Here is a 25,139-nt window from a genome sequence, read left to right as displayed (position 1 = left end):
GAGGAAAACAATGGCGGAAAATATTTCAGTAACATGCGCGGACGGATGTGCAAAGATCGTGCTTTCCGGCAGGCTGGACGCCACAAGCGCCCCCGGTTTGCAGGAAGAGCTGAAGAAACTGATCGGGCAGAAAATAGCGAAACTGGTGTTTTTCGCGGGCGACCTGGAATACATTTCAAGCGCGGGCCTCCGGGTCATTATCTTCGCGAAGCAGAAGATAGGCGTTGACTCAAAGGTGTATTTTATCGGCGGGCAGGAGGCGGTGGTCAATGTCATCAAAATGAGCGGGCTTGATAATTTTATGGCTATACAGCCGGTCTTTAATGAATAGCACCACATGAGAGGCGAGCGTATAGCGTATAGGGATTAGGGAAGGAGTCCCTTATTTATGGTAAAAATAGAAGCGCCCGCGATATTGGCAAATCTGGAAAAGATGACGGGTTTTACCGCCGGTTTCGCGGAAAAACAGGGCTTTAACAAGGAAGCCGTCGGCCAGATACGGCTTGCTTCCGAAGAAGCGCTGATAAACGTGATCAACTACGCCTATCCCGGCGCGGAGGGAACGGTGGAGGTAAGCTGCGATACGGCCGGGGGCGGGGCTATAAGGATAGAGATAAAAGATTCCGGCATACCGTTCGACCCGCTGTCGCTGCCGGCGCCCGACACAACGCTGCCCATGGAACAGCGGAAGATCGGCGGGCTGGGCATTTTTATGATACGCAAGCTAATGAGCGACGTGAAATACCGCAGAGACGGCGGATGCAACGTTTTGACCCTGATAAAAAACAAATAACATACGGAGATGCTTTTATGCTGCCCGCGAAAAAAATAGGGATTTTGCTTGAGAACAGGTTCATCGACCAGGAAATAGTCTATTATTCCCACCGGTTCAGGGAGGAGGGGATCGAAACGGAGTTCCTGACGCGTCTTTGGGGCCAGCCGCGCCTGACGTTCAAGGGGCTGGAACTCGGAATGCAGATGACGGTAGACAAGAGCTTCGAAACAATGGACGACGCGGCCCTCCGCGCTTATTCGGCTATCATCGTGCCCGCGGGCATGGTGGCGGACATGCTGCGTTACGCCGAGAAACCGGGCGATCTGGCCCCCGCCGTTCAGTTCATGCGGCGGGCCATGGCGGAGAAAAATATTTTAAAAGGGCTGATCTGCCATGCGTTATGGATCTTCGACCCTATTCCGGACGCGATACGGGGACGCAAGGTCACCTGCCACAACAACGTCATAGGCAGCGTCCGCAACACCGGCGCCCAGTATGTGGACCAGGACATAGTGGTGGACGGCGACCTGGTGACGGCCCGGACGGGAGGGCTGTTCGCGCCCTTTGCCAGAACTATTATCGGGGAAATTGCCAAGCGGGGCGGATAACGCGCCGCGCGGGAGGATGAAACTATGTTCTGCTACCATAAGAAAATAGCGAAGAAGGACCTGGGAAAAGGCGTGATCGTCCAGGAACTCGGCCACGGAGACAGGATGAATGTGCTGCACTGGAATATGGCGGATAAGAGCGTGGTCACGCTTCACCAGCATCCGGAGGAACAGTTCGGATACGTGATCAAAGGCGGTTTCAATATGCTCGTCGGAAATGAAACCACCGTGCTGGAAGCGGGAGACGCCTATTTCCTGCCCTCCGGCGTGCCGCACTCTTTTACCGCCATCGGGGAAACGGAAGCGATCGACATTTTTAATCCCATTAAAATAGACATGCCCTGGAGGAAATAGAACAGATTTCGGTCATATTAAGAATAATAAGGAGAAAAAATCATGAGCAACAGTAAAAAAGTGCTTATACTAGCCACGAACTACGGCACATGGGGCGAGGAATTGCAGGCGCCCTGGGACATCATTAAGAAAGCGGGGCATCAGGTGACCTTGGCCACGCCCCTGGGCAAAAAGCCCCTTCCCTTAGCGGTCAGCATGAATCCGGATTTTGTGGATCCGATCATCAACGCCAAGACCAACCCGCCGGAAGTCTGCAAACGCATCAAAGAGCTGACGGATGGGGACGAATGGGCGCACTCCATCAAGTTCAAGGACGCGAACATGAAGGACTATGACGCCATCGTACTGACGGGCGGCCTGGGCGCCATGATCGACATGTGCAACAACTACAACGTGCACAAGCTTATCCTGGACGCTTACAAATCCAACAAGCTTATAGGCGCCCTCTGCTACGCGGTGACCACGCTGGCCTTCTGCCGCGACCCGAAGGACAAAACAAAGAGCATCATATACGGTAAAAAGATCACGGCCCATCCCGCCGCCTGGGATTTCTACGGCCCGGATTTCGATTTTACCTACGATCTCTACGGCGTCACCCCCGACAACAAAGGGACCGACGTGCATACCCCCGGCTTCCTTTGGCCTATAGAGCACATCGTGCGCGACGCGGTGGGCCCGAAAGGGCAGTGCATCTCCAGGGAAAGCGCCAACCGGGCAAACCCGGAAGTGGCCTTCGACTGGCCCTTTGTCACAGGGACTTCCGTGGAATCCTCGATCGCCTACGGAGAAAAGATCGTCGAAGTTCTGGCGGGAGTTCTGGCGGCGAAGTAGAATCGCTTAGCGACAGCCGCGCGCGGTACGCCGCAGCAAAGGCGTACCGCGCGCAGCGCCGCGGAGAAAAGGGGTATAAAATGCCGGCTATCACCGTCCAGAGCCTGGAATTGACAGACGAACAAAAAGAGATCGTGGCCGACAAGTTCGGCGCTATCTTTTCTGAAATAACCAAAGTGCCCAAGGACAGAATATATATTTTCTTCGACGGCTATGCGCTTGATTGCGCGGCCGCCGACGGGGTGCTTTTTTCCAAAAGACCGCCCAAGGCGGCCATAGGCAAATTTAACCAGAAAAAAGACTGACCCGGAGTAAGTCATAACACGGTCGCACATTCATACTTTTACGCCATAGAACCGGCCAAGCCGTCTGTACAATTGCCGTAAACGGAGGACCTATCATGGATGTCAACGAAGCTATTGTAAAAACTCTGGAATCCATCGGGGTGGACCATGTGTACGGCGGTTCGGGGCAGGTCAACGGCAGTATGCTTCTGGCCTTGAAAAAATCCGGCAAGATCAAGACCGTCATCATCCGGAACGAGCAGGCGGCTTCGTTCATGGCGTGCGGCTACGCCATGTTCTCCGACAAACTCGGCGTATGCTTCTCCACCGGCGGGCCCGGGGCGTTCAACCTGTTCTCCGGCATGGCGGTGGCTTATTCGGATTCCTTACCCGTTCTGGGCATCACCGGCTACGTGTCGGCGGGCATCAAAGGCAAGGGGGCCTTGAACGAGTCGTCGGGTTTAAGCAGAACACCGGATTCCCACAAAATGTTCTCCCTCACCACCAAAAAATCTTTTATCATCGAAAAAGCGGAAGACACCTGCGATATACTTGAAGAAGCCATCAACCTCGCCTATGACGGACGTCCCGGCCCGGTGCATATCCACGTGCCCAAGGACATCACCATCGCTCCCGTGCCCAATTTCAGGCCTATCCGCCTGAACATCAAGCCGGTGCGGCCCGATCCGGAAAAGATCCGGAAAATGGCTGAAGACCTGGCGCAGGCCATGGCCAAAAAAGAGCCGGTGATGGCCTGGATAGGTTACGGCTGCATCCGGAGCCACGCCGAGAAAGAAATTCTTCATTTCCTTGAAACGTTCCAGATACCGTTCGTAACGACCATGGACGCCAAAGGCATTGTGCCGGAGGACCACGCTCTTTCTCTGGGCGTGCTCGGCACTTCGGGGGATCCCGGCGCGAAGAAATATTTTGAGCAGGCCAAGTTAATTCTGGCCGTGGGGAACTCTTTCGCCGAAAACGCGACCTATTCTTTTAAAAAAGACCTCATGAACGGCAAGACGCTCATGCATATCAATATAGATCCCCATGAAATCGGCAAAGTCTACCCGGCGGACCATGCCCTGGTCAGCGACGTCAGGCCGGCCATCGTCGCCTTGCAGGACGCCTTATCATTGAAAGTGAAATCGGTGGAGCCCGCAGCGGTCGAAAAGGATAAATATTGGGACAAGGCGCTTCCCTCAGACGGGAAGGCAATTCATCCCGGCCGGCTCGTGCAGGCCCTCTCGAAAAATCTGCCCGAAAACGCCATTGTTATGGGCGACGCCGGGTCCCACATGCTTTGGCTGAACTGCTATCTGCATCTGACTAAAAACCAGCGTTACCAGAACCCCGGCAGTTTCGGGCCCATGGCCAGCCACGTGAACGGCGCTATCGGAGTGAAGTGCGCCAATCCCGACAAGACCGTAGTCTGCGGCTGCGGCGACGGGGCCTATCTAATGGCCGGGTTCGAGCTGCTGACGGCGGTGCAGAACGACATCCCCGTCATCTGGATCATTTTTAAAAACGGGGAGTTCAACGTGATCAGGAAGTTCCTGCTGAACCTTTTTGGCGAAGAGGCGTTCATGCAGTTCAAAAATCCGGACTATGTGAAATACGCGCAGGCCTGCGGGGCGGACGGGTACCGGGTGGAAAAACTGGAAGAATTCGACGGCGTTTTTCAAAAGGCTCTGGCGTCGAACCGGCCTGCGCTGATCGACGTGGCCGTCGATCCGGACGTGTTTCCGCCGTTCAGTCTCGCCAAAGTTTAACCCGAATCCTGCAGTTAAAGCCGGTTTTTATTGGAAAATCGGCGGATAAAAAAATGCAGGATTCCCCGCAGAAGCGGGTCGTGAATTTCCAGCGCTATGCGAGGAAATTCACGAGGGCGGCCGCTTGATGCACACAGTGCTTGATGCGGCACCTGCGCACGCATTGTATCCACCGCGAAGCGGTCCCCGAGCACTGCGAGGGGGAATTCTTCGACTGAGGAATTCGGATTAATTTGCGGAGGATGTTATGACGAAAGGCGCTTCAGATTTCAGGCTGCCGGACACGGGAGTGCTCCGGTGTTTCGACGATGCGTCCCGGGAGATAGAGATCCCCCGGCCCGGAGAGCCGTTCTACGGCCAGAACGGCTGCTTTCAGGCGAACCCCCTGTCATTCTCAAAACTCGGGGCGCAGGGAGAGGAAATCGCCGCGGGCGCTTCGTGGGAAGACGGTCTGCGGATGGTTAAGGATAATAATACCGGGCTTGTGTGGGAAGTCAAATCCCCCCGGGCGGGAGACGTGAACTACGCCGACGACCGTTACACCTGGCAGGAAGCCCGGGACGTATACGCGGCAAAACTTAACCGCCAGAAATACGGCGGCTTTGACGATTGGCGGGTTCCTTTCAAGGATGAGTTAAGGTCCATAGTGGATTACGGCCGTTCCGGGCCCGCCGTCGACCCCGTATATTTCCCCTATTGCAGGTCGGACTTTTATTGGACGAATGCGGAATACAAAATGCATCCCACGCTTGCCTGGGGGATCGTTTTCGGCCTCGGAAGCGCCATCGTCCACGGCAAAAAGATGGCCCGCCACGTGCGGGCGGTAAGGGGCGGCGCCTCAGGGGCTTTCGGCCCGGCGGATGCCTCACGGTTCAAGGACAACGGCGACGGAACTGTAACCGACCCTCTCACGGGGCTCATGTGGCAGAAAGGCGAGAACGAGCGCATGGGCTGGTACGCCGCCATGAAGAAATGCCAGACCATGACCCTGGCCGGGCACACCGACTGGCGGCTTCCCAATATCAAGGAGCTCAACACCATCCTGAACCTCGACTACGCGGACGGCTGGTGGTATTATAAGAATGTTTTTCCCGCGGCCGGGCTCAAGCCGCCCCTGCTGCATTATTTTTCTTCAACGCCGCATGAAAATTATTACGTCTGGGTGACTAATTTCTGTTTCGGCTACGACGGTTATTACGCCGGCAAGAACGCCCCGCTGCTGTTCCGCGCGGTGCGCAGCGCGGCCCCGGCCCGCTTGAAAAGCCCGGAATTCAGGTTCCCGGAAACGGGCCAGCGCTCATTCTTCGACGATGACGGGAATTCCATCCCCGCCGGCTCAAAGGGGTCCCGGTTCTACGGCCAGGACGGCAGCTTCGTTACCGCGCCCATGTCGTTTTGCAAGCTTGGCGAAGGTGAAAGGCCGCTGCCCGGAGAAGCGCGGTGGGAGGACGGGCTGCGGATGGTGCGCGACGAGAACACGGGGCTTGTGTGGGAAGCGAAATCGACGGTCCCGGGAGATTTTAATTACAAGGACGACCGCTACAGCCGGGTGGATGCCGATGAAAAATTTATCGCCGAAATGAACCGTAAGGGTTACGGCGGTTTTTACGACTGGCGCCTGCCCAACCGCGAAGAGCTGCGTAGTATAGTGGATTATGGCGGCGCCTCTCCCGCGGTGAACGGCGGGTTCTTCCCGGACTGCGCGGCGGAATTCTATTGGGCCAAAGATACCAACGGGTTCGATCCCAAGTTGAACTGGGGGATCTATTTCGGGTATGGCTGCGCCATCAGCTATCCCAAGGTCAACAGCTACCGCGCGCGGGCCGTCCGCGGGGGATATTGCAGGGCTTTCGGAGATACCTCGCGGTTCGCTTTGAAGGATAACGGGGACGGCACTGTGACGGACTTCAACACCGGGTTTATGTGGAAAAAGGACGAGTCCCCTGAACTGACGGTGGAAGAGGCCCTGAAATACTGCGAAACGCTTTCACTCGCGGGGCACGCCGACTGGCGGCTGCCGAACATGAAGGAGATAGCCACCCTTATCAACCCCGCCTATAAGGACGGCGCGTGGTTCCACAAGGATCTTTTCCCCGGCGTTAAGACGAGCCCGCTCGGGTTCTACCAGTCTTCTTCCGTCTACGGGGGGACGTTCGGCTGGGGCGTTAATTTTCAGTTCGGGTATGACGGCTATTACGCGGACAGGAAGGCCGGCCGCTACCCTTTCCGCCCCGTCCGCAGCGTAAAAAAACAAATATGAACCGCCGATTGACCCTCAGCATTTTGTCCGTTTCCCTTCTTACCATCATGGCCTCGGCCGCCATTTCCCCGGCACTTGCCAAGATAGCGCAGGCGTTCCCGGGCGCGGACAAAACGCTGATCAAGCTGATACTTACCATGCCTTCCCTGCTGATCACCCCGTTCGCCCTTTTGTCCGGCTGGCTGGCTATCCGCGTAAGTAAAAAGTCCATCCTTTTCTGGGGACTGGCTATTTATTGCGTGGCCGGCGTCGGCGGCGGGTTCGCCCGGACCATTCCGCAATTGCTGGTCATACGCGCCATTCTGGGCATAGGCATCGGTTTGATCATGCCCCTTTCCACCACGCTGATCGCCGATTTCTTCGAGGGGGAGGCCCGCACCAAAATGATGGGGCTTTCGGGAGCGGTCAACAATATCGGTGGCGTGGCCTTTTTATCCGTTTCCGGCTGGCTGGCCTGCATAAGCTGGCGCCTGTCGTTCGGGGTGTACGCGCTGTCCCTGGTCACTATGGTCATGACCTTCCTGTGGCTTCCGGAACCCCGGGCGCAGGCGTCAGCCGGTCCGGCGCGTTTGAACGGCTCGGTGTTCCGCTGTTCCCTGTACGGCCTTCTGATGATGATCGCGTTCTACGCCCTGCCCACCAACCTGGCGCTCTTCATAGAAAGCCAAAGGACCCTCTTTTACTCCCAAAAGCCGCTGTTCAAGAACGCGGAAGACCTCCGCCAGCATTTGGAAACCGGGACAGTTTCGGATATTACCCTGGCGGCGTTCCGGGACAGCGGAATAACTCTTAAGGAGCCCGTCTTGTTATCGGCAGAGGAACCCGGGAAAAAATGGAAGATCCGCGACGCCGCCCGGGAATACCTGGTGCAGAAGGAAGACAAACGCCTGGTCATCCTCGCGGAAAGGCTGGGCCGCCCGGCCATCGCCGGCTATGCGCTCTCGGTCATGACGCTGGGCGGAGTTCTGTCGGGCCTGCTGCTGCCGTTATTGTCCCGGCGGATGGGAAGGTTAGCCTATCCCTTTTGCATCGCACTGATGGGACTCGGTTTTTATATTCTGGGACGGTCCACGTCGCTGTGGATGGTTTTTGCAAGCGTCCCCCTGATCGGTTTCAGCTCGGGCGTGCTGGTGCCGGCGCTATTTCTCACGGTCCAGAAAACGGTGGAGCCGCAATCGCGGGCACTGGGGATGGCCGTTGTCGGCGGCGGTATTTTCCTCGGGCAATTCCTTTCGCCGCTCGCCCTGAAGGTGACGGCGCTCTTTCCCGGGCGGGACCCCGGCGTGACGACGTTCATGACGGTGGCCGCCGGACTTTTTGCGGCCGCGATCGTCGGTCTTTTTATGTCGAAGCCGAAAGGCGGCCCTGCCGTAGCTGCGGGACCCGCCGTGAACGGGGGGAAAGCGTAGAATGGCCAGACTCAAAATTTTAATTGCGGCGGGATTGGTCATAATGGTATTCCGATGCGAAGCCCGGTCCGCGGATATCAAATGGGGCGGCGGGGGCCTGTTCCTGTGGGATTACGACAGCAGCGCCGAAGTCCGCAACAATAAAACCACCGGCGTCATGAAAAAAACGACACTGCGAAAGAACGTCGTTTTTAACATGTACTGGCTGGACGCCGACGCGAAGATCAACGACGACCTTTCCTTTTCCGCCCGCCTCAGCAACATGTCCGCCGCCAAGTGGAACGCGCTCATGGTGGAGGGCACCGGCTCCTCCGGTTCCGAGGTGGTGGCTTTTCAGCATGCTTATGCCAGTTTCAACGCCCCCTCGCATCCCTCTTTGAAGTTCAACGTGGGGCTTCTGCCCGTAGACCGCAACATGGAACCCCTGCAGGCGCATTTTACTCCCCAACAAACCTCCTGGAGCTCATTCTGGAAGGCGACCATGGGCAACATTGAAGGGGTGAACGTACAGTTCCCTGTTCATTCCGGCGCGACAAAGATAAAAGGCGGTGTTACCGTTTCAAAATTCCAGAACGGGACCGGGAGGAAAGTCGTCAGCCAGACGGGAGTGCCGGATGTTGTCGTTCCCGACAACGACCAGGTGGACACTATAGTCTCTTTTCCTGTTTCAAGGGGAGCTTTCCAGTTCACGCCTCTGGCGGCCTTGCGCTATTCAGTGAGCGGGCTGCCGCCCCGGGCGACCTATGGTTTCACCAGTTCTTATGTTTATTCGCCGAGGTTCAATATCTCGCTGGGAACGGGCTTCAGCTCCTGCGATACCGGCTATCCGCGGGGCTCTGCGGACCCGAACGCGCAGGACAACCGGACAATGTTCCTTCGCTTTGTTCCTGCCTTTGGACTGGGAAAGGGCCAGTTGATGCTGGATATGAAGTACTCCACCTATCTTGACAGGAACGCCGCGCGCAATGTTTTCTATCGCTACCCGGTAGTGGACCTGAAATACAGCTTCAAGATGCATGAAAATCTGACGATAGTATTTCCTTTTGTGCGCTACCTCGGGGCGTCTTATAAAGACCCTAACACAAATATTCATTATTCCAAGGACCGCGTATGCACCTACTTCGTGGTTGTAGTCGTGATCTGATTGGGGGGACCAATGAAAATTGATCGGGCGGTATTGGGAGCTGCGAACGCCGGCGGTGCGGCGGACATCCGTTTCGGCCTTTCCTGGGAAGGCGTTTGGAAAAACGACGTCAATTGCGACGGCGTGTGGGCCTTCGCGAAGTTCCGCGTTAAGGACGGCAACTGGCGCCATGTGACACTTGGCGCGGCCAGCGCCGTAGAGTTCGACGGCACGGACCGGTCCCCGGCGGGGTTTTCCGCGGGCTCAGCGGCGGAGGCGGGGCTTTGGGTGCCTGGATCCAAAAAAGGTTTTTTTGTTTTCCGGACGCGGGGCCGGGGTCCCGTCCGCCTGGAAAACGCGGTTTTCGCCTGGGATTACCGGAAAGACGGGGTGAAAGAAAGTGATTTAAAGGAAACGGAGATCCGTCTCTTCGGCCTTGAAATGGTCCATGTGCCGGAGGGAAAATTTTACCTGGGCGATCCGCAGGGCCCCAAAGGCCCCGACAACTGCTTTTACACCTATCCGGATAATGGAGCCTATCTCGTCGCTTCCGAAAATGAGATAACCATGGACGCGCGGGAAGGCTGCCTCTATTGCAACAGGGTTCCGCCGAGGCCAGAGAGCAGCCGGGACGAAACCCCCTTCGTTATCCCCGGGGCGTTCCCAAAGGGGTTCAAGTCTTTCTGGTGCATGAAATACGGGCTGAACACGCGCAACTACGCGGATTTTCTCAACACTCTGACCCGCCGGCAGCAGCAGGCCCGCGTGACTTCGGATATCAGCGGCGACCGGATAGAAAATTATTACGTAATGTCCGGCACAAAAGCCGAAACGCAAAGACAGCCCATAGTGTGCCCGCGCACCGGCAACGGGACCGACGTGCCGGTGAAATTTTATACGTCCGCGCCGGAGCGGGCGTGCAATTGTCTTTCCTGGGTGGACGTCGCGGCCTACGGCGCCTGGGCGGCTTTGCGGCCGATCACGGAACTGGAATTTGAAAAAGCCTGCCGGGGAACGGCCCAGCCGGTCGCCGGAGAGTACGCCTGGGGCAGCACCAGGATCGGGCGCGTGGACGCCTTCGCCGGCGCCGACGGCAGCGGCGCGGAAACCAAAATTCCGGTGACGGGCGTTGTCAACTGCGCCTATGAGGGCGGCATCGCTCCGTACCACAAGGCGGAATGGAAGGAACCCAAAAATCCGGGATTCGAAGGGCCGGTGAGCAACGGCCTTTTTTCCCGGACGCGGCACGCGGGCGTACCCTCGCGTGAGAACGACGGCGCCACGTTCTACGGCATCATGGAAATGTCCGGCAATCTTTGGGAGCCCATCGTTACCGTCGGAAATCCCAAGGGACGGCTTTACACAGGAGAGCACGGGGACGGCTCGCTGGACGCGGACGGCTATGCCGACGTAAAAAGCTGGCCGGACCGCACTGCCACGGGCGCGGGCATGCGCGGCGCGACGTGGGAAAGCGACCCCAGATACCTTACGCTGGCCATCCGCGAGGTGGCTAATTTCCCAAGGCCGGTCCGCGGCACTAAGAGCGGCTGCCGGCTGGGGTTCTGATGCCTTTCAGGGAGGAGCACTTATGAAAAACAAAATATTATTCGCCGCGGCGGCTTTACTGTCCGTCAGCGGAGCCGTGTCTGCCGGCGAGAACAGGTCTTTGCTAGAGGGACTTAGTATTACCGGCGGACTGACCCACGTCGCGGAGTCCGACAGCCGTATAGACGGCGTTCACAACCGGGAGGGGAATGAAGGGTCCATTCAAACACAGGACTTTGACCCTGTAAAGCACCTCGGCTATTCCCTGGGCGCAGAATACCTTTGGCCGGCGGGGGGCGGATTTGTGCTGGGCCCGGGCGTCGAATATAATTCCCCGGGCACGCTCCAGCGTATTTACGGCAATAACATGCTGAAGCGGCGCATTTCGGCGCAGGAAGAAGTCTACAAAGACCTCTCGAACATACCCGTCTACTTCACATTAGGCTATCATTTTAAAACCGCCTCCTCCGCCAAGCCTTTTATATTCGGGCGCTGGGGATATTCTTTCAACCGGATGGGTTCCTATTCGATGACCCTGTATGAGGAAGGACCCATGCCGCTGACCGGGCCTCCCGTCGAAGCGGCCGGGGACAACGTTACCCGCACTTCAGACGTCAGGGACCTGGCGGCCAGCCCGTATTATGGTATAGGAATGGGCCTCCGGTTCAAGGACCGATATTTCATCCAGGCCCTGTACAGCTACACCAGTATGCGGTTCAGGGCTTTCTATCCGACCAGCTACACGTATTACAACGTCCCGCAGGCTGCTACCGTAAACGAGTCGTTCCAGGTCATTGAAACGCATCAGCTTAATTACAGCCGGGTGCAGTTCAATCTGGGCTACAGCTTCGGGCCCTTGGAGAATTCCGATAGCGCGGCCGGCGGCGGCGAACGGGAAAGAAATTGGCGCAACGGATTCAACCTGAAGATCGGGTTGAACAAAAATCTTCCCATGACGTCCCAATTGACGCATATTAACGCGACCGTTATTAACCAGTACGGCCAGGTGGCCCGTTCCGTTCAGAATGTAGTCAGCCGTCCGGTGGAAGACCTGTCGGGCTCGGTGTCGCTGGAATATCTGCATCCCGTATTCCGGCGCTTCGATGTGGGCATCGGCGTCATGCATAACTTAAAACATACGTATGAGAAAGTGCAGACCACCGCGACCGGCGGGTACACTCAGATCCGCATTGAGGATTTTACGAATACGGTGCCGTATGCGGCGCTGCGTTACTGCTTCAAACCCGACTCCGATCTGGAGCCGTATCTCGTCGGACGGATCGGCTATTCCTACAACAAGTTCAAATATAATAAATACAACAACGAGGCGGTCATGGCCGGGGTTTCGGCGGCGGATATCAAGAACGGGCTTTACACGGCGCTCGGCATAGGGTCCAGACTCTCGCGGCATGTCTTCGGCGAACTCGTCTATGATGTCACCAAGTCGGGGCATACAAAACCCCCTTACAACGGAGACAGTGAAGAGTTTAAGACAAAGTTGCAGAGTATTCACTTCGATCTGGGTTACAATTTCTGACAGTTCAATAATAAACTAGGGAGGTCTGAATGAAACTCAAATGGCTGGAAATTAAAAATGTTTCCTTGCAGAAGGGGGACGGGAAGATCGTTTGCGACGTTTCCTGGCCCGGAGCATGGAAGAACGACGTGAACTGCGACGGGGTTTGGCTGTTCGCAAAATACCGCGCAGGCAGCGGTCCCTGGAAGCATGTTACGCTTAAATCGGCCAGCAAGGCCGAGTTCAATTACACCGACCAGTCCCCGGAGGGCTTTTCAAAAGGCTCCGGCGGGACAAGCGCGGAGATGGGGCTTTGGGTCCCGCCCGCGAAGAAAGGTTTTTTTATCTTCCGTACCCGGGGACAAGGGGACGCCATTGCTGAAAAGGTCACCCTGGCCTGGGACCTGGCCGCGGCCGGCCTGTCGACGAAAGACCTTGAGAACTTCCAGGTGCACGTGGCGGGCCTGGAGATGGTGCACGTTCCCAAGGCTCCCTTCTACCTCGGGGACCCCGACGGGCCGGACGGTCCGGTCAATTGTTTCTACACTTTCTATAATGCGGGCGCCTACTATGTGAAGTCCGAAGACGCCATCCTGGTGGATGCCAAGGAGGGCTGCCTCTATTCCGGCATAGGCTATCCGCCCCAGGTGGGAAAGAACAGCCGGGACGAAGTTCCGTTCACCATCCCGGCGGAGTTCCCCAAAGGCTACAACGCCTTCTGGATAATGAAATACGGGATGGACAGCCGGCATTACATTGAATTCCTGAACCTGCTGACCCGCAAACAGCAGCAGGCCCGCGTAGCCTCCGACATCAGCGGCGACGCCGTGGCGAACGTTTATGTGATGACCAACACCCCGCAGGAACGTCTCAGGAACGAAATCGTCTGCCCGGCGTCAGGGAACGGGACGGACAAGCCTGTGATCTTCATCACCAGCGCGCCAGCCCGCACGGTTAACTTCATAGAATGGGCCGATCAGGCCGCTTATGCCGCCTGGGCCGGCCTTCGCCCCCTGACCGAGATGGAATACGAGAAGACCTGCCGCGGCACGGCCGCGCCGATCCCCTACGAATACGCCTGGGGGACCACCCGCATCGGCCGCGTGGAGGGGTTTGCGGGAGTGGACGGCGGCGGCGAGGAAACTAAGCTGCCTGCGACGGGCGTAGTCAACGCCTGCTACGACGGGGGCATCGGGCCTATGCACCGCGGCAAGCAGACCAAACTGAAGCATGAGGGCTTTGTGGGCGCGGTCAGCGCCGGGCTGTTCGCCCGGACGCGGCACGAAGGCGTGCCGCAGCGTGAGAACGACGGCGCCGGGTTTTACGGGGCCATGGAACTGTCGGGCAACGCCTGGGACGTTTTTGTGACCCTGGGCCATCCCAAAGGCCGCGCGTTCACGCGGGTCTACGGCGACGGAGAGCTGGATGCCGACGGCTATGCCAATGTTCCCACGTGGCCCGCCAGGGACGCCCAGGGCATAGGCGCGCGCGGAGGTGTGTGGGTCAGCCCGGGCTGCATCTATCTCTGTATGGCACGGCGGCAGGCCGGAGCCGACGGCCATGTCGGCCGCCGCGAAAACGGCAGTATCCGGATCGGGTTCTGAAGAACGTGGTCTATACGGTCATTCCCCCGGAGAGGGTGCGGATCCTCTCCGGGGGATTTATAAAACCAGAACATGCTCGAAACCTTCAAGAAAATATTCGTCGGCCCTAAAACGGTTTTCCATGCGTCGGCCTATGGGACTTACCAGCAGCAGCTCCTCGATATAAAACAGCTGTGGAACGACGAGAAAACTCCTTCGTGCGGTCTGGAGCGCGTGTTCCGGCTGTTTTTGTGTCTGGTGCAGTTCTTCTATCCCACACTCCTGATCCGGACATTGGCGGGGCGCACAACCACGGCGCGGAAATTGTCGATGGAGTGTTACGCGCTTTTCAAGTTGTTTTTCCCCGTTCTGCTGCTTACTACGGGCTTATACATCAGTAAGCCCGCGCTTATCCTCGTCGTTTACTTTCTCACTGAAACTGTTTTCAGCGTCCTGGGCCTTATTTTTCTTTCCGACGTCTATTCCGCGCTCCTGACGTTCAACCGCTCCATGATCCTGATTCTTTTGAACTATTTCGAAGTTACTCTGGACTTTTCCGTGTTCCATATGAAATACGAAGCGTTAAATAAGGCCTTGTCTCCTCTTTCGGCGGTCTATTACAGTTTCGTGACGGGTGCCACTCTGGGGTACGGAGATCTTTACCCTGTAACCGCTTTCGGGCAGTTCCTGGTCATAGCGCAACTGGCCATTTTCGTGCTTTTTATCCTGCTCTTCGTTAATTATTTCACTGCGAGGTCCGGCGAGGATGAGTGAAGGCCGGAGGAACTAATATGGAAAAAGCCGCGTTTTCCCACATCGGGCTTACCTGCGCGGACCCGGAACGCGTCGAAAAGTTTTACACCCGCTATTTCGGGTTCAAAAGGGCGCGGGTTTACGCGCCGGGCCCCGGCCAGGTGGTGATGATAAAATCGGGCAATTTTTATCTTGAGCTTTTCAAGGCGGCTGAAAAATCTCCCGTTCCTCCGGCAAAAGGGGCGGGCCCCGACTATCCGGGCTGGAAGCATATCTGTTTTCTGGTCGCTGACCTTGACGCGAAGCTGAAAGAATTGGGGAACGCCGTAAAAATAACCAAGGGCCCTGTGGACATGGGCGGTTTGATACCGGGTATGAAAGTGTGCTGGGTAGCCGATCCGGAGGGGAATATAGTTGAACTGAACCAGGGATATGTGGATGAATGCTGATTTGAACGGTTCCGCAAAGATAACCTGACAGAAAACCTGAAAACGCAGGCACAGCATTAACCTGAAAAAATCAGTTAAAGGCGAATTTTTTGGGTTATAAAAAAACTTTTTTAAAATCGGAAAAAAAAGCCGGATATGATTTTTTTACGCAGCCGGCGTTCTTGATCTTTACGGGTTTTTCAGCCAGCAGGCTTCCGACCGCCGCCGCCATAGCTATGCGGTGGTCATTGAAGGTGTCGACCGGTTTTCCGCCAATAATCTTCTGCGGTCCCCTGATAGTAAGGGCGTCTTTTTTTATCTCGGCTTTAAGCCCGAATGCCTTTAAAAGGGCCAGGGTACTTTGCACTCTGTCGGATTCCTTAAATCTAAGTTCGCCCAGTCCCGGCAATACCGTGGTTCCTTCGGCCTGGGTTGCCACCAGCGCCAGCAGCGGTATTTCGTCTATCATGGCCGGTATCCGCGCTGGTTTTATGCGGATTCCTTTCAGTGCGGAGCCCCAGATGAATATGTCCCCCGCCGGCTCGGGGTTTGAGGTTTTAACGGTCAAACCTATATTGGCCCCCATGGCGCTGAGCGCCTGTATAAAACCCAGCCGTCCGGGATTGAGGCCGGTGTCCTTGATTATATGTTTTGACCCTTTCAGCAGGCAGGCCGCCGCCAGGAAAGGCGCGGCCGAGGAAATGTCGCCGGGGATCTTGATGCGGCCGGCTTTAAGAGGCCCCGGCTTTAAAATCGTTTTAAGGCCGATCACTTTTATTTTGGCGCCAAAGTGCTTAAGCAGCCTTTCCGTGTGGTCGCGGGTTTTAAAGCGTTCCGTCACCGAGGTGCGGCCCGCGGCGTAAAGTCCCGCGATCAACGCCGCCGATTTTACCTGCGCGCTTGGCGCGGAAAGTATAAGGCGGGTCCCGGCAAGAGGAGAGCCTGTTATTTTTAGCGGCGGCCGGCCGCCGCGGGAACTTATTCCGGCCCCCATGGCCGAAAGCGGCTCCGTTACGCGCGCCATCGGCCTTTTTAAAAGCGAGTCGCGTCCGGTAATTACCGAATCGAAACCCTGCCCGGCCAGCAGGCCTGCCATAAGCCGCATTGTGGCGCCGGACTCTCCGGCGTTAAGCGGGCGCATCGGGGGGGTGAGGCCCTTAAGGCCGCGGCCTTCCACAGTTATCTGTTTTTTTGAAATATGGAACTTTACCCCGAGAGTTTTGAGGCAGCTTAGGGTCGCGGAGGTGTCTTCACACAATAGCGGGTTTTTAATGTTAACGCGGCCTTCCGCTATCGCGCCTAAAAGCAGCGCGCGTATGGTTATGGATTTATCAGGCGGAGGGGTATAGGTTTTATCCGGGTTTTTTTCCATTTTTCCCCGCCGAGGCCAGGCAGAAGTCTATGGCTTTGAGATAGGAACCGGAACCAAAACCGGTTAGCTGCTTAATGCAGACGGGTTTTATAACAGATATTTTACGGAACGGCTCGCGCTTTGAAATGTCGCTCAAATGAACCTCTACCGCGCTCAAGGCCAGGGCCTTTATCGCGTCGCGGATGGCGTAGCTGTAATGGGTGTAAGCGGCCGGGTTTATCACCAGCATATCGGCCCAGGCGGCGTTAGCCGTCAGCAGGTCGATAATGGCGCCTTCGCAGTTGCTTTGGAAACAGCGGACTTTAGCCCCGCGCGCGGTGGCGTGTTTTTTTATCAGCGCGTTCAGGGTTTTGAGCGTGGTTTTCCCGTAAACTCCGGGTTCACGCTTTCCAAGCAAATGTAAATTCGGGCCGTGTATGACCAGTATGTTCATAAAAATCAGCTCCAGTTTAAGATTCCGGCTTCAAGATTCCAGATTTAAGATTCAAAATTTAAAATTTACCCCTCCAGCCCCCAATCTTGAATCCGGAATCTTGAATCTTAAATCATTTTAGCCTTAGTGTTCTTTCCAAGGCGATCTTCAATATGACCGGCTTTATGTTTTCCACCGCTTCTATAAGGCCGGGGGCTTTTATCAGCAGAAAACGGTTGGCCAGCCCGCGCGCTTTTTTGTCTTTTGAAACAAGCGCGAGGAATTGTTGAAAATTTCCGCACGCCCTGCACGGGTGGGGAAGGCCGATCCCGCTTATCAGGGAGTTTAATTTATTAAATTCTTTTTCCGGCAGCAGGCCTGTTTCTTTTGAAACTATCAGCGCAAAACGCAGGCCGTGCGCCACGGCTTCCCCGTGGGGCAGTTCGCCTTTTGAAAGCGCTTCAAAAGCGTGCGCGGCCGTGTGGCCGAAATTCAATATCTCGCGCCGGCCGTCTTCGTCCTTTTCGTCCTTTGAAACAACGAACATCTTGAATTCGGCGCAGGCTTTGACGCATTTAAAAAGGGCGCGCCGGTCGCCTTTGAGGGCGGCATCCAGGTTCGTGAGCACGGTTTCGCGCAGTGGGGGCTCGCCTATAAAGGCGTATTTTAAGAGTTCCCCGGCGCCGGAGAGCAATTCCTTCCGCGGCAGGGAATCCAGAAATGCGGTGTCGCAGACGGTCAGGCCCGGCTGATGAAAAGAGCCGAGTACGTTTTTTACGCCGCCGAAATTAACGGCGGTTTTACCGCCAAGGCCCGCGTCTATCTGGCCCAGAAAAGTGGTGGGAACGCTTACCCAGTTTATTCCCCTCATGTAAATCGAGGCGGCAAACCCGGCCAGGTCCGTAACCGAGCCGCCCCCGACCGCTATTATAAGCGATTTGCGCGAAAAATTGTTCTGGAGCAGGAAAAGGCACAACTTTTCAAGCTCGGCTATCGTTTTTCCTCCGTCCCTGGCGGCGAGGCCGTAATAAAAAAATTGTTCGCGCCCCGGGCCAAGCAGGCGTTCCAGATTTTTTTTGATTTTTTCCCCGGCAAGCGCCTCCGTTACCACGCAGACCCTGTCCGCTTCGTCAAAAAGCCCGCTGAAAATACCCGGCAGATCTTCGATCCCCCGCGCAAAAACCGTTTTGACGGTTTTTTCATCTTTGATATTCAAAGCGAGTATTTCAGTTTTTATTCTTTCTTCCATAGTCTGCCGTGTGTGCGGCTGTGTTCCGTTACGCCCTGATCATATCCCCATGCGGGCCAGCATCATGCAGAGTTCGTTGGTTATCTCCACCAGCCGCGGGTGGGAGACTTCAAAGCTTTTTACAGAAAGCCCCATGCCGGAGATGGAAAGATCTTTAAGTTCCGCGCTCCTGTTTACCCTGGTAACTTCGTGGGCGGCGGTTTCGGTAAAATGGGCCACGCTGCGCGCGTCATCCATCCTGGACTCGGGCAGCGCCGCGAGCTCGGCCTTAAGCTGATTAAGAAGGGAGACCAGCCTGGCCTTCTCCTTCCCATCGACCGCCTGGATCTTGGCTATAGCCGCCTCTACCTTCGACAATGTCTCTTTTATCATAAGCCTCCCGCTTTATAATTCAAATATTTATTTTTAATCCTTGGGTTTCCGACTTTTCAATCATGAAGACTTGAACCAGCATCACTATTTAAGTCTGGAAAGAAAGGCATTGATTATCCACAATACCAGGGCAAACACCAGCGCCCACCAGAAGTTCGCCACGTGGAAGCCCGGCACCAGCCAGCTGACCAGCTGCACCATCCCGCCGATGATAACGAAAGTGAACAGCCCCAGTGTCAGTATGTTTATAGGCAGGGTAAGGATTATAAGTATAGGCCGCAGCACAGTATTTACCGCGCCCAAAACCACCGCCACCACCAGCGCGGTTACAAAGCCGTCCAGCGTTACGCCCGGCAGAATTTTGGCGGTGACAAAAACCGCCACCGTGCTTAAAATCAAATGGACAATTATTTTCATAACCCTATAATATCAATTTCCCGGCCTGCCCTCTAACTTTATAAAAGCAGGCGCAGCTTTCTAATATTCAGCTTCCGGGCTATAAGAGCCGCCGTTTGGGCCGGGGTGAGCCTGCCGGCGTTTATTTCCAGATCTGCCAGCCGGTAGAACGGCAGCCTTTTTGAGTAAAGTTTATTGGCGCGCTTGCGCGCCTGCTCCCAATGGCCGCTAAGCCGCGGCCTCAGGTCCCGCGCGATCTTAAGCCTTTTTTCAAGCTCCGGCCAGGCACAGTGCAGGTAAACCGTCACGCCGGTACTTTTTAGTAACCCCGCCCATCTGCGCGAGGGGTAAATTCCGCCGCCCAAAGCCGCCGCGAGCCCGCGTTTTCCGGCCAGTGCGCGCACGGCCCCGGCTTCAAGTTTTCTGAACGCTCTCAGCCCCTTAGTATCCACCAGTTCAGCTATTTTAATTCCGGCTTGTTTTTCAACCAGCCGGTCCGAATCCGCGAATTTGCGTTTAAGCAGCCGCGCCAGGGCTTTGCCGGTAGAAGTTTTGCCGGCGCACATGAAGCCGGTAAGATAAATGTTTACAGATGTCTGAGTATTTTTCCGGTTTTTGTCCGCCATAGGTCCACCCGCTGTTTTATTTCCTCAAAAGTGTCGCCGCCGAATTTCTCGAGCAAGGCACCGGCGAGCGCCAGCGCGGCCGCGTGCTCCGCTATAACAGCCGCGGCGAATACAGCCGTGGTGTCGGAGGTTTTTGAAACGGCGCGGGTATTTTTAAAAGTTTTCAGGTCCATTGAAGGCGCCCCAGCCGCCAGCCCCGGCACGGGTTTTACCGCGCAGCGCATTACCAGAACCCGGCCATTCGTCACTCCGCCGTCCAGCCCGCCTGAAAGTTCGGGGTTTTTGGCGGCTTCGCGCCCGCTTATAGCCGCAAGCGCAAAACCGCCGCCCAGCTCAAAGCCCTTAACACCGTTTATGCTCATAAGAGCCGCGGCCAGATGCGCGCTTAGCTTCGCGTCCCACTGGTTAAAATTGCCAAGGCCCGCCGGCAGATTCTCGGCCGTTATCTCAAAAACTCCTCCCAGAGTGTCGCCCGCAGCGCGCGCCTGTTTGATTTCCTCCGCGGCGCTTTCAGCTGTAATTGCATTCATTCCGCCTAAAGCCACAACCCTTGAGTTTATGTAAATACCCAGAAGTTCATTAAGACGCAGGGCGAAAGAGCCCAAAGCCACCCGGGCCGCGGTTTCGCGGGCGCTGGCGCGTTCGCGTATAAGGGCGGCGTTTAAAGTGTCGTATTTAAGCATTCCCGCCAGATCGGCGTGCCCCGGCCTTGGAACGCTTGAAAAAGGCAATTCGCCCAGGACCTTGATATTTTTTATCAGCGCGGTTATGGGCGCGCCGGTGGTTACATTCCCGGTGATGCCGGAAATTATTTCAAAGGAGTCGGTTTCAACCGCCTGACGCGCGCTTCTGCCCGGCGCCTGGCGCCTGCGTTTCAATTGAGCGGCTATATATTGCTTTGTAACCCGCACGCCGGCCGGAAATCCTTCCAGAATACCGGCCAGATATTTTCCGTGCGACTCTCCCGCGGTAAGGTATCTCAACATTTAGAGGCTCCTGTTAAAGCAGCGAATAGCGAATAGCCAACCTGAATCTTAAATCTTGAATCCGGAATCTTGAATTTTTAATTTTCTTATCGTTTCCCTTTTCAATTCTACAATTTCCGCGATATGTTTATCAGTCCAGAATTCAAGCGAGCGCGCGGCCTGATAAACCAGTATTTCCTTGCCGTCTATTAGCGTTTTGGCTCCTGCTTCGCGCGCCGAACGGAGGAACCCGGTTTCGCCGCCCAGGTAAGCCAGGTCACAATAAGCGGACTTCCGGTTAAAAGCGGCGTTCAGCCGTCCGGGCTCGTACATCCCTACCGGTGTGGCGTTTATAAAAATATCGGTTTTTTCGGACCTTTCACGGAAGCTGCGGACCTTAAATTTGATCTTCGGAAAAAGCCCGGAAAAGATAACAGCAAGGGCGCGCGCTTTTTCAGTGTCGCGGTTATGCAGGCTTATTTCCGCCGCTTTATTCTCCGCCAGAAACCAGAGGGCGGCTTTTGCCGCTCCGCCGGCGCCCCACACAACGGCGGTTTTGCCTTTTACCTTAATTTTTTTTTCGCGGAAAGCGTCGGCGAGCGCCCGCGCGTCGGTGTTGATCCCCACAATTCCGTTCTTGTGAAATTTCAGCGTGTTGGCGGCTTTCACGCTGAAAACCGCCTGGTCTGAAGCGGTTAAAAAACCGGTTACGGCTTCTTTCAAAGGCAGGGTTACATTTACCCCTGTCCAGCCGGCGGAACGCAGCCGCTTTAAAGCGGCCGCCAGGTCTTTTTCGTGTGTTTCTTTGAGGGTATAGGTGATCCTGATGCCGGTAAGGTCCGAGAATATTTTAAAAATTTCAGGCGAGAGGGAGTTTTTAAGCGGATAGCCTATCAGGCCGGTTTTAAGCATTTGGAGTGTTTTGAGTACTACTTAAGTAGACAGGAGTCAGTAGTCAGAATTCAGAATTGTGGAACAGTTCTCTTCTTTGGAATCTTAATTCTGGCTCCTGAATTCTGGCTTCTGTCTACTTGAGTCGTTATGTATTTTCGTTATTTTCTTTACCAGCGCGCTGAAAACGGGCAGGCTGATGGTCTGCTTGCCGTCCACCAGGGCGGTTTCGGGGGAGACGCTGGCCTCTATTAAAAGACCGTCGGCGCCGGCCCCGGCGGCTTCAAGCGCGAAGCGCTCCGCCAAGATCCGGTCTTTTGAAGAGTGACTCGGGTCGGCTAGCACCGGCAGGCCTGAGGCGGCTTTGGCCTGGCGCAGCAGTTCCAGGTCAAGGCCGGCCTTGTCGCTGGAAAAAGTCGTGTCGCCTCTTTCGCAGAGTATCAGGGTTTTGCAGCCGAATTTAAGCAGGTATTCCGCCGACATCAGCCATTCCCTCAGGCTGGCGCGCATCGCGCGTTTTAGGAGGGCGGGCTTTCCGCTGCGGCCTATTTCTTTGAGCAGTTCATAATTGCGCATATTGCGCGCGCCTATCTGCAGAACGTCCACGGCGGCGGAAAGCTGCTCGACCTGGCGGGTGTCGGTGGCTTCCGTCACCAGCGGCAGGCCGGTAAGTTTTTTGGCTTTCGCAAGTATTGGAAGGCCCGAAAAGCCTATTCCCTGAAAAGCGTAGGGCAAAGAACGCGGCTTGAAAAGAGCGGCCCTGAGCGCGTGCGCCCCCGCTTTTTTAAGCGCGAGAGCCGAGGCCAGGTAAATTTTTTCGTTTTCAACGGCGCATGGCCCGGCTATGAAAATAAACGGGTTTTTTACAAAATCAAGCGGCTGCTCAGGCAGCTGGCGGCCTTTTAGCCGCGTCGCCAGCGGGCAGAGTTCATCCATGCTAAGCTCCACCCTGCTTACATCCGGCAGGTTTTCTATCAGCGCCACCGCGTCGGCCATTTTTTCCGTTTTCAGTCCGCTTACCACTATGCCGGAGTTTTTTTGCGCGTTAGCCAGCACCACTTTTTCGCGGGCGCGGTCAATTATTGTTTTTTTAAGGTCTTTCAGCGAAAGCACCACTACAAAACGTCTGGCCAGCAGGCGGCAAATTTTTTCGTCTATAACATCTATATTGTACCTTTTTCTTTGCAGTTCGCTGCGCATTTCATAATTCTATTAAATTATGGGGGGAGGGGGTACTAAAACTATGGAGTTGCTAAGTAGATAGAATTCAGAAGTCAGAATCCAGAATTTGGCATTCTGACTACTGAATCCTGACTTCTGGCTCCTTCCGCGGTTCCTAACTATTGTAAAATACTCTTATGGCCGGGGAACACTGGAATTTAAAGACGCGGAAAATAAACTGGAACAGCTTGAGACGGCGCTCTCGGCTTCGTCCGCGCTTTTCGGCCTGGAAACCAAAAAAACGGAGCTTAAAGAGAAAGAGGCCGGTTCCCTTGAAGCCGGCTTCTGGGATAAGACGGAGAAAGCCCAGTCGCACCTGAAGGAGCTAAACGATTTAAAAAAGGGCGTTGAACTGGTGGATAAACTGGGACGCGAGCTGGGAGATTGCCGGGCGCACCTGGAGCTTGCCAGAGAAAGCGGCGGTGTGAGCGAGCTGCCGTTCATAATGGAGGCGCTCGCTGCGGCCGAGCAAAAACTGAGCGCTTTTGATTTTGAACTGAAACTCTCGGGCCCTCACGACAAAGCGGGTGCTATTATAAGCATACACTCGGGCGCCGGCGGCACCGAGGCCTGCGACTGGGCGCAGATGCTGTTGCGGATGTACACGCGCTGGGCGCAGAGAAAAGGCTTTCCTTTCGCTATCACGGATATACTGCAGGGCGAGGAAGCCGGCATAAAAAGCGTTACCGCGTTTATAAACGGCAAGTACGCCTACGGCTACCTCAGGAGCGAAATTGGCGTGCATCGCCTGGTGCGCATCTCGCCTTTTGACGCCAATAAGCGCCGCCACACCTCGTTCGCCTCGGTGGACGTGCTGGCCGACATCGAAGAGGAAATAGAAATAAAGATAGATGAAAAAGACCTGCATACCGACACCTACCGCTCCGGCGGGGCGGGCGGCCAGAACGTGAACAAGGTTGAAACGGCGGTGCGCATTACGCATATACCGTCGGGCATAGTCGTGCAGTGCCAGATAGAGCGCAGCCAGCACCAGAACCGCGAAACGGCCATGAAGATGCTGAAGGCCAAGCTTTACGAAGTTGAAATGGACAAGAAACGCTCCGAGATGGAGCGCCACTACGACGCCAAGGGCGACATAGGCTGGGGCCACCAGATACGCTCTTATGTGTTCATGCCATATCAGATGGTGAAAGATCTGCGCACCGATCACGAAACTTCCCAGATACAGAACGTTATGGACGGTGACCTGGACCCGTTCATGCAGTCCTACCTCTCCTGGTCAGCCGCCGGCAGAAAGAGCTAAATTTCCCCGGGTCCTTTTTCTATAACACTGTTCCTTCGGCGGCCGCTGAAATGATTAAATGTAGTGATGGATTTTATTGAGACACACTGCCATTTGAACGACGAGGCTTTTAACGGGGACCGCGATGCCGTTATTGAAAAAAGCTTTAAAAGCGGCGTTTCAAAGCTGGTGGAAATAGCCTGCGGGGCTAAAGAATGGGAACCTGCCTCTGTTTTATGCTCCAAATATGCGGGCAAAATTTACGCCTGTTTCGGCATACACCCGGGTTATTGTGAAGAGCTTTGCCCGGAAAACCTGGCGACGCTTGAGCGATACCTTAAAAAAAGCGTTTCAAAAGGCCTGGGGGAGATAGGCCTGGATTATTACTGGGACGCCGCGAAAAAAGAACAGCAGAACCTTCTGTTTGAGGCGATGATAAGCCTGTCGAACAGGCTGGGCCTTGTTGCGGTGTTCCACGCACGCAGCGGCAAGGACGCTAAAAAAGACAATGCTTACGCCGATCTGGCCGCCCTGCTTAAAAACAAATGGAATTATGCGCCCAAAGGCAGGAAATTTCGCGGCATACTGCACTGTTTTTCCGGCGGCTGGGAAGACGCGCGGGCGGCGCTCGATATGGGGCTTGCGCTCGGAGTGAACGGCACTTTCACCTACAAAAAAAATGACGAGCTGCGGGCGATAGTTAAAAAAACGGGCCTTGAAAACATAGTTTTTGAAACCGATTGTCCGTATCTGCCGCCGCAGAGCGCCCGCGGCAAAAGGAACGATCCTTCGTATATACCGGAAATTGCCGGCGCTGTCGCCGCGTATCTGGGCGTAACGCCATCACGGGCCGCCGATGTCACCACAGCAAATGCCATGGAGATATTCAGAATTTGTGACTACTAAGGTAGACAGAATCCAGAAGTCAGAATTCAGAATGGGCTGCGATTTCTTACTTCTGACTCCTGAATTCTGACTTCTGGCTACTTGTGTGTTACCGGAGTCTTATGAAAAACCTGCTTAAAGAAAAAATAATTATTTTTGACGGCGCCACCGGCTCCTATCTGCAGACCATGGCGCTTAAACCCGCCGATTACGGCAAACCGGAATACGAGGGCTTGAACGAATATCTCTCGATTTCAAAACCCGAGGCC

Annotated in this window: 26 protein-coding genes; 17 read left to right on the top strand and 9 right to left on the bottom strand. The window is 55.5% G+C overall.

Annotated elements, in window-relative coordinates; translation table 11 throughout:
* Nucleotides 1-10: 10 nt before the first annotated feature.
* The 15 genes from NTX59_07520 to NTX59_07450 all read left to right on the top strand — a co-directional run bounded on the left by NTX59_07520 (nt 11) and on the right by NTX59_07450 (nt 15,259).
* Nucleotides 11-331, top strand: a complete 321-nt coding sequence (locus NTX59_07520) for an STAS domain-containing protein (GenBank protein MCX5785522.1) — start codon at nt 11-13, stop codon at nt 329-331.
* A 57-nt stretch (nt 332-388) separates the two neighbouring features.
* The gene (locus tag NTX59_07515) at nt 389-793 is read left to right on the top strand and encodes an ATP-binding protein (protein MCX5785521.1); all 405 of its coding nucleotides are present in this window, start codon (nt 389-391) and stop codon (nt 791-793) included.
* A gap of 17 nt (nt 794-810) precedes the next feature.
* Nucleotides 811-1,383 carry a DJ-1/PfpI family protein gene (locus tag NTX59_07510; GenBank protein MCX5785520.1) on the top strand — a complete coding sequence of 191 codons (573 nt, stop codon included), beginning with the start codon at nt 811-813 and terminating at the stop codon, nt 1,381-1,383.
* A gap of 24 nt (nt 1,384-1,407) precedes the next feature.
* A complete protein-coding gene (locus NTX59_07505) occupies nt 1,408-1,737 on the top strand; it encodes a cupin domain-containing protein (protein ID MCX5785519.1) in 330 nt (109 codons plus the stop codon).
* A 42-nt stretch (nt 1,738-1,779) separates the two neighbouring features.
* On the top strand, nt 1,780-2,568 hold the full coding sequence (locus tag NTX59_07500; protein ID MCX5785518.1) for a DJ-1/PfpI family protein: 789 nt from the start codon (nt 1,780-1,782) through the stop codon (nt 2,566-2,568).
* 80 nt (nt 2,569-2,648) lie between these two features.
* Nucleotides 2,649-2,873 carry a tautomerase family protein gene (locus NTX59_07495; GenBank protein ID MCX5785517.1) on the top strand — a complete coding sequence of 75 codons (225 nt, stop codon included), beginning with the start codon at nt 2,649-2,651 and terminating at the stop codon, nt 2,871-2,873.
* Nucleotides 2,874-2,968: 95 nt separating this feature from the next.
* Entirely contained in the window at nt 2,969-4,621 is a 1,653-nt protein-coding gene (locus NTX59_07490; protein MCX5785516.1) for a thiamine pyrophosphate-binding protein, read from the top strand.
* A gap of 247 nt (nt 4,622-4,868) precedes the next feature.
* Entirely contained in the window at nt 4,869-6,881 is a 2,013-nt protein-coding gene (locus tag NTX59_07485; protein MCX5785515.1) for a DUF1566 domain-containing protein, read from the top strand.
* On the top strand, nt 6,878-8,290 hold the full coding sequence (locus NTX59_07480; GenBank protein ID MCX5785514.1) for an MFS transporter: 1,413 nt from the start codon (nt 6,878-6,880) through the stop codon (nt 8,288-8,290). Before NTX59_07485 ends, NTX59_07480 begins: the two co-directional genes overlap by 4 nt.
* Nucleotide 8,291: 1 nt before the next feature.
* Complete coding sequence (locus NTX59_07475; protein MCX5785513.1) at nt 8,292-9,434, top strand: hypothetical protein; 1,143 nt, start codon at nt 8,292-8,294, stop codon at nt 9,432-9,434.
* 12 nt (nt 9,435-9,446) lie between these two features.
* Nucleotides 9,447-10,979, top strand: a complete 1,533-nt coding sequence (locus NTX59_07470; GenBank protein ID MCX5785512.1) for an SUMF1/EgtB/PvdO family nonheme iron enzyme — start codon at nt 9,447-9,449, stop codon at nt 10,977-10,979.
* Nucleotides 10,980-11,001: 22 nt separating this feature from the next.
* A complete protein-coding gene (locus NTX59_07465; protein MCX5785511.1) occupies nt 11,002-12,495 on the top strand; it encodes an outer membrane beta-barrel protein in 1,494 nt (497 codons plus the stop codon).
* Between the two features lie 29 nt (nt 12,496-12,524).
* Nucleotides 12,525-14,078, top strand: a complete 1,554-nt coding sequence (locus NTX59_07460) for an SUMF1/EgtB/PvdO family nonheme iron enzyme (GenBank protein MCX5785510.1) — start codon at nt 12,525-12,527, stop codon at nt 14,076-14,078.
* 72 nt (nt 14,079-14,150) lie between these two features.
* Nucleotides 14,151-14,831 carry an ion channel gene (locus tag NTX59_07455; protein MCX5785509.1) on the top strand — a complete coding sequence of 227 codons (681 nt, stop codon included), beginning with the start codon at nt 14,151-14,153 and terminating at the stop codon, nt 14,829-14,831.
* A 17-nt stretch (nt 14,832-14,848) separates the two neighbouring features.
* A complete protein-coding gene (locus tag NTX59_07450; protein MCX5785508.1) occupies nt 14,849-15,259 on the top strand; it encodes a VOC family protein in 411 nt (136 codons plus the stop codon).
* A 94-nt stretch (nt 15,260-15,353) separates the two neighbouring features.
* Here the strand turns inward: NTX59_07450 and aroA are convergent, their stop codons facing one another.
* From aroA to NTX59_07405, 9 genes are all read right to left on the bottom strand, one after another.
* Nucleotides 15,354-16,610, bottom strand: a complete 1,257-nt coding sequence (aroA, locus tag NTX59_07445; protein ID MCX5785507.1) for a 3-phosphoshikimate 1-carboxyvinyltransferase — start codon at nt 16,608-16,610, stop codon at nt 15,354-15,356.
* Nucleotides 16,591-17,043 (bottom strand): 3-dehydroquinate dehydratase, encoded by a 453-nt coding sequence (locus tag NTX59_07440; protein MCX5785506.1) that lies wholly within the window; start codon nt 17,041-17,043, stop codon nt 16,591-16,593. The genes aroA and NTX59_07440 overlap by 20 nt, the downstream gene beginning before the upstream one ends.
* Nucleotides 17,044-17,155: 112 nt before the next feature.
* The gene (locus NTX59_07435; protein MCX5785505.1) at nt 17,156-18,271 is read right to left on the bottom strand and encodes a 3-dehydroquinate synthase; all 1,116 of its coding nucleotides are present in this window, start codon (nt 18,269-18,271) and stop codon (nt 17,156-17,158) included.
* A gap of 39 nt (nt 18,272-18,310) precedes the next feature.
* A complete protein-coding gene (locus NTX59_07430; GenBank protein MCX5785504.1) occupies nt 18,311-18,643 on the bottom strand; it encodes a DUF4404 family protein in 333 nt (110 codons plus the stop codon).
* A gap of 84 nt (nt 18,644-18,727) precedes the next feature.
* Nucleotides 18,728-19,060: a phage holin family protein gene (locus tag NTX59_07425; GenBank protein MCX5785503.1), complete on the bottom strand. Its 333-nt coding sequence runs from the start codon at nt 19,058-19,060 to the stop codon at nt 18,728-18,730.
* Between the two features lie 38 nt (nt 19,061-19,098).
* Nucleotides 19,099-19,665 (bottom strand): hypothetical protein, encoded by a 567-nt coding sequence (locus NTX59_07420; protein MCX5785502.1) that lies wholly within the window; start codon nt 19,663-19,665, stop codon nt 19,099-19,101.
* Entirely contained in the window at nt 19,626-20,651 is a 1,026-nt protein-coding gene (locus NTX59_07415) for a chorismate synthase (protein MCX5785501.1), read from the bottom strand. Before NTX59_07415 ends, NTX59_07420 begins: the two co-directional genes overlap by 40 nt.
* A 48-nt stretch (nt 20,652-20,699) precedes the next feature.
* Complete coding sequence (locus NTX59_07410) at nt 20,700-21,542, bottom strand: hypothetical protein (protein ID MCX5785500.1); 843 nt, start codon at nt 21,540-21,542, stop codon at nt 20,700-20,702.
* An 84-nt stretch (nt 21,543-21,626) separates the two neighbouring features.
* On the bottom strand, nt 21,627-22,721 hold the full coding sequence (locus tag NTX59_07405) for a chorismate mutase (protein MCX5785499.1): 1,095 nt from the start codon (nt 22,719-22,721) through the stop codon (nt 21,627-21,629).
* Between the two features lie 172 nt (nt 22,722-22,893).
* Here NTX59_07405 and prfB point away from each other — a divergent pair, with 172 nt between their 5' ends.
* Nucleotides 22,894-24,006, top strand: coding sequence for a peptide chain release factor 2 (prfB, locus tag NTX59_07400; protein ID MCX5785498.1), 1,113 nt, complete (start codon nt 22,894-22,896; stop codon nt 24,004-24,006).
* Between the two features lie 66 nt (nt 24,007-24,072).
* A complete protein-coding gene (locus tag NTX59_07395) occupies nt 24,073-24,891 on the top strand; it encodes a TatD family hydrolase (GenBank protein ID MCX5785497.1) in 819 nt (272 codons plus the stop codon).
* The last annotated feature ends 248 nt before the right edge of the window (nt 24,892-25,139 follow it).

This window comes from Elusimicrobiota bacterium (assembly GCA_026388155.1).
Taxonomy (GTDB): domain Bacteria; phylum Elusimicrobiota; class Elusimicrobia; order Elusimicrobiales; family UBA9959; genus UBA9634.
The sequence above is the reverse complement of the archived record's forward strand: the minus strand, read 5'-3'. Positions and strand labels throughout refer to the sequence as shown.

Excerpts from the sequence above, each read along its gene's own strand:
- NTX59_07495 (MCX5785517.1), top strand. The coding sequence starts at position 2,649 with ATGCCGGCTATCACCGTCCAGAGCCTGGAATTGACAGACGAACAAAAA.
- NTX59_07410 (MCX5785500.1), bottom strand. The coding sequence starts at position 21,542 with ATGCTTAAAACCGGCCTGATAGGCTATCCGCTTAAAAACTCCCTCTCG.
- NTX59_07405 (MCX5785499.1), bottom strand. The coding sequence starts at position 22,721 with ATGCGCAGCGAACTGCAAAGAAAAAGGTACAATATAGATGTTATAGAC.
- NTX59_07515 (MCX5785521.1), top strand. The coding sequence starts at position 389 with ATGGTAAAAATAGAAGCGCCCGCGATATTGGCAAATCTGGAAAAGATG.
- NTX59_07395 (MCX5785497.1), top strand. The coding sequence starts at position 24,073 with ATGGATTTTATTGAGACACACTGCCATTTGAACGACGAGGCTTTTAAC.
- NTX59_07460 (MCX5785510.1), top strand. The coding sequence starts at position 12,525 with ATGAAACTCAAATGGCTGGAAATTAAAAATGTTTCCTTGCAGAAGGGG.
- NTX59_07470 (MCX5785512.1), top strand. The coding sequence starts at position 9,447 with ATGAAAATTGATCGGGCGGTATTGGGAGCTGCGAACGCCGGCGGTGCG.
- NTX59_07435 (MCX5785505.1), bottom strand. The coding sequence starts at position 18,271 with ATGGAAGAAAGAATAAAAACTGAAATACTCGCTTTGAATATCAAAGAT.
- NTX59_07425 (MCX5785503.1), bottom strand. The coding sequence starts at position 19,060 with ATGAAAATAATTGTCCATTTGATTTTAAGCACGGTGGCGGTTTTTGTC.
- NTX59_07490 (MCX5785516.1), top strand. The coding sequence starts at position 2,969 with ATGGATGTCAACGAAGCTATTGTAAAAACTCTGGAATCCATCGGGGTG.
- NTX59_07455 (MCX5785509.1), top strand. The coding sequence starts at position 14,151 with ATGCTCGAAACCTTCAAGAAAATATTCGTCGGCCCTAAAACGGTTTTC.
- NTX59_07505 (MCX5785519.1), top strand. The coding sequence starts at position 1,408 with ATGTTCTGCTACCATAAGAAAATAGCGAAGAAGGACCTGGGAAAAGGC.
- NTX59_07420 (MCX5785502.1), bottom strand. The coding sequence starts at position 19,665 with ATGGCGGACAAAAACCGGAAAAATACTCAGACATCTGTAAACATTTAT.
- NTX59_07475 (MCX5785513.1), top strand. The coding sequence starts at position 8,292 with ATGGCCAGACTCAAAATTTTAATTGCGGCGGGATTGGTCATAATGGTA.
- aroA (MCX5785507.1), bottom strand. The coding sequence starts at position 16,610 with ATGGAAAAAAACCCGGATAAAACCTATACCCCTCCGCCTGATAAATCC.
- NTX59_07450 (MCX5785508.1), top strand. The coding sequence starts at position 14,849 with ATGGAAAAAGCCGCGTTTTCCCACATCGGGCTTACCTGCGCGGACCCG.
- NTX59_07480 (MCX5785514.1), top strand. The coding sequence starts at position 6,878 with ATGAACCGCCGATTGACCCTCAGCATTTTGTCCGTTTCCCTTCTTACC.
- NTX59_07520 (MCX5785522.1), top strand. The coding sequence starts at position 11 with ATGGCGGAAAATATTTCAGTAACATGCGCGGACGGATGTGCAAAGATC.
- NTX59_07485 (MCX5785515.1), top strand. The coding sequence starts at position 4,869 with ATGACGAAAGGCGCTTCAGATTTCAGGCTGCCGGACACGGGAGTGCTC.
- NTX59_07440 (MCX5785506.1), bottom strand. The coding sequence starts at position 17,043 with ATGAACATACTGGTCATACACGGCCCGAATTTACATTTGCTTGGAAAG.
- NTX59_07430 (MCX5785504.1), bottom strand. The coding sequence starts at position 18,643 with ATGATAAAAGAGACATTGTCGAAGGTAGAGGCGGCTATAGCCAAGATC.
- NTX59_07500 (MCX5785518.1), top strand. The coding sequence starts at position 1,780 with ATGAGCAACAGTAAAAAAGTGCTTATACTAGCCACGAACTACGGCACA.
- NTX59_07415 (MCX5785501.1), bottom strand. The coding sequence starts at position 20,651 with ATGTTGAGATACCTTACCGCGGGAGAGTCGCACGGAAAATATCTGGCC.
- NTX59_07510 (MCX5785520.1), top strand. The coding sequence starts at position 811 with ATGCTGCCCGCGAAAAAAATAGGGATTTTGCTTGAGAACAGGTTCATC.
- NTX59_07465 (MCX5785511.1), top strand. The coding sequence starts at position 11,002 with ATGAAAAACAAAATATTATTCGCCGCGGCGGCTTTACTGTCCGTCAGC.